A 5126-nucleotide genomic window follows, 5' to 3' on the forward strand; every position below is an offset into this window, starting at 1 on the left:
TCAAGAAATTTAGTGGGATTGCACGCCGGAAACGCCGAAATGCACATAATGAGTTTTAGTATTGATGCGGAACTGTGCAATAAATAGGCTTAGCGTAGGATATTTTCCGTTTTCCAAGCGGACCCCAAACAGCACAATTGGCTCAGGTTATCCGTGAGTTGGACAGTGCCTCCGGTCACATGACTGAAACGGTCAGAAAATCCGTGAATGCTGCCTTACATCAGGTCGAGAAAGAGCTAAAACAAACTGGATTAGCCCAGCAGAAGCCTGCGATGAGTGCTTTGAATGAAGTAGTGAATACGGCACAAGAGGCGGTTTATGTGATGCGTAGGGAAATGTCTCGTTATACATGGAAGTCAGCTATCTATATTTTCCTTACCATATTTGCTGTTCTCGGATCGAGTTTTTGGGGTTTATATTATTTTATTGAGAGTGGTTATAACCGAATTGAAACGATGCAAAAAATGGAGGTTCAATGGCAACAGAAAGCCCCATTAGCTGATATCTCGACCTGTGATGGTCAGCCTTGTGTCAAGGTAGATACTTCAAAACAATATGGAGATAAAGAAAAAACGTATTTAATAATAAAACAGTGAATATGTACTTATAGTGATTTTTCAAGATGGTTCTTTTGAAAAGTGTTATATTACCCCCAAGAAATAACTAAATTTTAGGTGATGTAAATGATTGATAAAGTTAAAGTATTGGATACTTTTTCTGGTGCGGGAGGTTTTAGTCTTGGGTTTCATCTAGCCGGAGCTAAAATTATTGGGGCTATAGAAGTAGATCAATGGGCTACGGATACTTTTAAATACAATCACCCTGATGCAAAAGTTATTAAAAAAAATATATCAGATATGACTGATGGCGAAATATTACACAGCTTTAATGATGTAAATATCGTATTAGGTGGTCCTCCATGTCAAGGGTTCTCTATTTGTAATAAAAATAATGGTGATCCTAAAGATCCAAGAAATTCTTTATTTGAAGAGTTTCTTCGTGTCGGAAGATTAACGTTACCTAATTTAATGGTTATGGAAAATGTACCTAATATAATTAAAGCAAAGACAATTGATGGTCAGTTCGTTATTGATATTATAAAAAAAGAGTTGGAAAGCTTAGGGTATCACGTGTATTCAAAGGTTTTAGAGGCTACTGATTTTGGTGTTCCTCAAATAAGAAAACGATTATTTGTTATTGCATCAAAAATAGAATTAAAAAATCCATTCCCAAAACCCACTCACTCTATTAATGGTGATGGTGGTTTACCAAAAACTCCTTCACTTTGGGACGCTATATCTGATTTGCCAAATATTAGCGCTAGAGAAGGTTCTGAGGTTATGGAGTATGATAAAGAACCATTAAATGAATATCAGGGAATGTTAAGAAATCATTCTCTTTATCTATTTAATCACAAGGCAATGAACCATTCCAAAAGGTTAGTTGAACGATTTAATAGTATGAGCTGGGGGCAATCTACAACAGATGTTCCAGAACACTTGAGACCATTAAAGAGAAATAGTAAAGAGTTTTCTGATAAAGCATATGATCAAAATAATAGGCGAATGCACCCAGATAAACAGTGTCACACAATAACAGCTTCTTTTTATGCTAATTTTGTTCATCCATATAAAGATAGGAATTTTACAGCTAGAGAAGGAGCTAGAATTCAATCATTTCCTGATTGGTATAAATTTGAAGGTAAGCCTACAGTTGTCAGCCAAAAACTCTTACAAAGAGAAGGAAGAATGGATGAAAAATATCTTTGCCAATACAATCAGATAGGAAATGCCGTACCTCCTCTCTTATCTAAGGCAATTGCTAGCCACTTAATTAATGAGGTCTTCTAAATGTTCGTTCATGGTAATAACTTAGAACAAAAAATGAACAATAATAGGAAGTATAATGATGAATTATCCATTAGATATCTTAATGAAATAAAAAGTAGGTATGAACAATGGAAAAGCGCCAATTTATCATTAAGAGGTCCATTTATTGATAATGCAGATAATGATGTATTGATTATAAATCAAAGAGTTGAACTTTTAAATGATTATAAAAACTTTCTTGATGCTCAAAATTATTCTGAACACTTTGATTCGAGATCAAATCTGCATTCGTCTGTTTTAGAAGAGTTTATGTATTTTTTATTTAGAGATATCGTTAGTGAAATAAATCCTAATGCATTAATAGGAAAATCACATTCATTCAAAGATATATTTTTTAGACCATCATCTTTTCAAAGTATGTTAAGTAAACCACACGCAGTAGTTGAAAAGAAAGACCATGATTTTTCTATTGGTATAACCGTAGATTCAGTAATGCACTGTAATGGTTCAAATGAAAATGAAGAAGAAACATGGGATATACCTGCGGTTGCTATCGAATGTAAAACCTACTTAGATAAAACAATGTTGCAAGATGTATCAACGGCAGCAGAGCAATTAAAATATAAAAACCCAAATGCTAAATATTTTGTTGTTGCTGAGTGGCTAAAATTAACTGAATCAATAAATTTAAGTAAATACAAAATAGACCAAATATATGTATTAAGAAAGCAAAGGAACACAGATAGAGAATTTCGGTTCTTAGATTCCTATGTTAAAAATCCAATATATCCAGATGTTGTTTTTCATCTTTTTAATAATGTTAGAACTTTTTTAGTTAGTGATTGGGAAGGAGGTATTAGTTTTGGTATTGATAGAGGATATCTAATCTAACTTATAATTCCATTTTCATTGAAAGCCAGTCTGTTTAACATAATCGTGCTTAAGCGACCCGCCGCTTAGGCACTCAACCAAAAAGCCCCCTCAACCGCTCGAAATCCCCTGTCTTCCAATCGTAAAAAACACCATTTTCATGTTGCTAATTTGTTATCAAGATGGCGATTTTAGTTTCAGGGGGAAAATGAAGCCAACCGGCTATTTTTTCCAGAATTGCCACGATTTTTGGGTTGATACAGGTGCAACTGGTTCAGGTGTTGTCGGCAGCTTGGATTCGATTAACAACATGGCATTTTTTAAACTATCAATATGAGCATCTTTATCTTCTAATCGTTGCTTTAAAAACTCAATTTCTTTTTTCAGTAACTCATTTTCTAATTTTGAATTGTCATTATCATGGGTGACACGATGTGACATTGTCACTATTTTTGGTGTGTCGTTGGGTGTGACTTCTTCTTTATTTATTTCACCAAAAACTCTTATAAGCTCTGATATATCAATGTTTTTTTCTGTCGTGTCATTATGTGATAATGATAGCTTTCCTGTCGCGACATAACGTTGTATTGTCCTGCGACTTTTTCCTGTTAGTCTCGCCGCTTCACTAATTGATACCTGTGCCATGAGTACCTCAGATCCGTCCGTATTTAGCTAAAATTTTCTCTAGCGTAATACGTTGTTTTTGAGTGAGCCATGAGAACGAGCCGTTTAGGTCATATTTGCTCTGCATGTCACTCAGAAATTTAGCTTCAAAGCTGGTAAGTTGAATTTTTGCTGTTAAGGCATCGTGTAATGTTATTTTTAGTCCTTCATATAGATGGTGATCAGGTGATAGTTTGACTGATTTGGTCGTTTTTTCTGGTGTTGGTATCTGGTCTTTAGCTAACTCTGTTACTAGATCAATTTGTTTATCAAGTTCTACTTGAAATATCAGTGTGTTAGTAGGTCGACCACGTTTTTCAATAGCTAGCTTCATATTACTGTAGGTATTCAGATCTTTGGCTATTGGTTTTAGAACCCATTGGTTAAGCCTTTTAAATTCGGGGTAGTTTTTTTCAATCATCAGCATAAACTTAAATTCATCAAGGCTGATTTCAATATTGGCTTTATGGGTTTTTTTCTGTGTTAATTCTTTTAGGAGCCACTCATAAATTCGCATTGAATACTTGTTTTCAAAGGCTTTGACATGCTCAAGGTTATATTTAATAAATTTCTTTAACTGAAACAAATACGGTAAAATTTCTTCACTGAAAATCAATTCTAATTTTTCACTGGAAAATTTCGCATAGTTAGTCCACTGGAAAATTTCAAAGCCTTTAATTAAAGGATCTCGCACCTCAACTGTTCTAGTCATTAAATTCCTAGTTGCTTTAGCTAATACCCCGTAAGCGTTTTCACGACTCATTCCCATCATTTGAGCATATTGGTTATAGGTAAATGAGATTGTCCGTTCTTTTCGTGTCGGATTTTTAACTGTGGGGTTGAGTAACGCCACGCAACATAAAATTAGCTTAGTTTCATGTTCAGTTAAGTCATAGCGGCTGATAGCTAATTCATTCGCTTTAAAAACCACTAATTCAGACATGTTTCACCATTCGTCTAGGAGTATGAAGTGACTATACCAAAGTAAAAAGACCTGTCAATTTCAATTACTGGTCTTTTGTTGTGGGTTGTGAACTCTTGTAAATTCTACTAGACCTTTGTGCCTAAATCTGTAAATTCCGCTAGACCCTTTGTAAATTCCGCTAGACCTTTAGTATTTTTTTTTGTTTAAAATCAATAATATAAAAACACTAGAATAAAGAAAGAATAATAAAAATAAAAAAGAATAGATCCCAGCCCTGTGGATAAATCAGAAGAATTGCAGTCGATTTGCGATAATTAAAAGGATGTCGCAAACAACGTTTGCTCCTTTTCAAAACATACCTAAAACACCTCAGTAGCTCCCTCGCCTTGCTCGGGCAACTCGCTGACCCTTTCTTTTGTCTCCGACCATCCAGCCACTACGCCGCTGTTTTTTCCGTGTCATTTAGTTCGCTTCGCTCACGGCTCACTCAGAAAGGTATTGTGTAAGCTCTTGTGCCACGTTTTCGGTATTAGGTGATACGATTCTACTATCGTAGCAATAAAACCTCGCCATGAACTTTCTGTGATGTTATAGAGGGTGTTAATAGTCTGCTTTCAATCTCATTTTTTCTGATTGAGTAATTCTTGCCCTTTCATTTTCCATTCTTCCCATTTGGGATTATCACGGGATAATTCATGCAAACTGGCTAATGGGGGTCCGCTTGGAAAACGGAAAATATCCTACGCTAAGCCTGTTTTTTGTACAGATTGATATCAACTGATCGTAACGGACGGTATTTTCCAGCTCCTAACTTAAGATTATTACGCCAGATGTAATCT

5 protein-coding genes are annotated in these 5126 nt (G+C 35.1%); 3 read left to right on the forward strand and 2 right to left on the reverse strand.

Going from position 1 to position 5126, the window contains the following annotated elements:
- The first annotated feature begins 137 nt into the window (after positions 1 to 137).
- The 3 genes from C5469_RS22055 to C5469_RS22065 all read left to right on the forward strand — a co-directional run bounded on the left by C5469_RS22055 (position 138) and on the right by C5469_RS22065 (position 2720).
- On the forward strand, positions 138 to 596 hold the full coding sequence (locus C5469_RS22055) for a tRNA modification GTPase (RefSeq protein ID WP_207629303.1): 459 nt from the start codon (positions 138 to 140) through the stop codon (positions 594 to 596).
- Between the two features lie 87 nt (positions 597 to 683).
- On the forward strand, positions 684 to 1850 hold the full coding sequence (locus tag C5469_RS22060; RefSeq protein ID WP_166310764.1) for a DNA cytosine methyltransferase: 1167 nt from the start codon (positions 684 to 686) through the stop codon (positions 1848 to 1850).
- Positions 1851 to 2720, forward strand: coding sequence for a Bpu10I family restriction endonuclease (locus C5469_RS22065; RefSeq protein ID WP_166310765.1), 870 nt, complete (start codon positions 1851 to 1853; stop codon positions 2718 to 2720).
- A 201-nt stretch (positions 2721 to 2921) separates the two neighbouring features.
- On the opposite strand, the gene C5469_RS22070 is transcribed toward C5469_RS22065, so the two are convergent.
- Both C5469_RS22070 and C5469_RS22075 read right to left on the reverse strand, forming a co-directional pair.
- Positions 2922 to 3344, reverse strand: a complete 423-nt coding sequence (locus C5469_RS22070; RefSeq protein WP_166310767.1) for a DNA-binding protein — start codon at positions 3342 to 3344, stop codon at positions 2922 to 2924.
- Between the two features lie 7 nt (positions 3345 to 3351).
- Positions 3352 to 4305, reverse strand: a complete 954-nt coding sequence (locus C5469_RS22075) for a replication initiation protein (RefSeq protein ID WP_166310769.1) — start codon at positions 4303 to 4305, stop codon at positions 3352 to 3354.
- Positions 4306 to 5126 lie beyond the last annotated feature (821 nt).

Source organism: Photorhabdus cinerea (assembly GCF_011189575.1).
Classification (GTDB): domain Bacteria; phylum Pseudomonadota; class Gammaproteobacteria; order Enterobacterales; family Enterobacteriaceae; genus Photorhabdus; species Photorhabdus cinerea.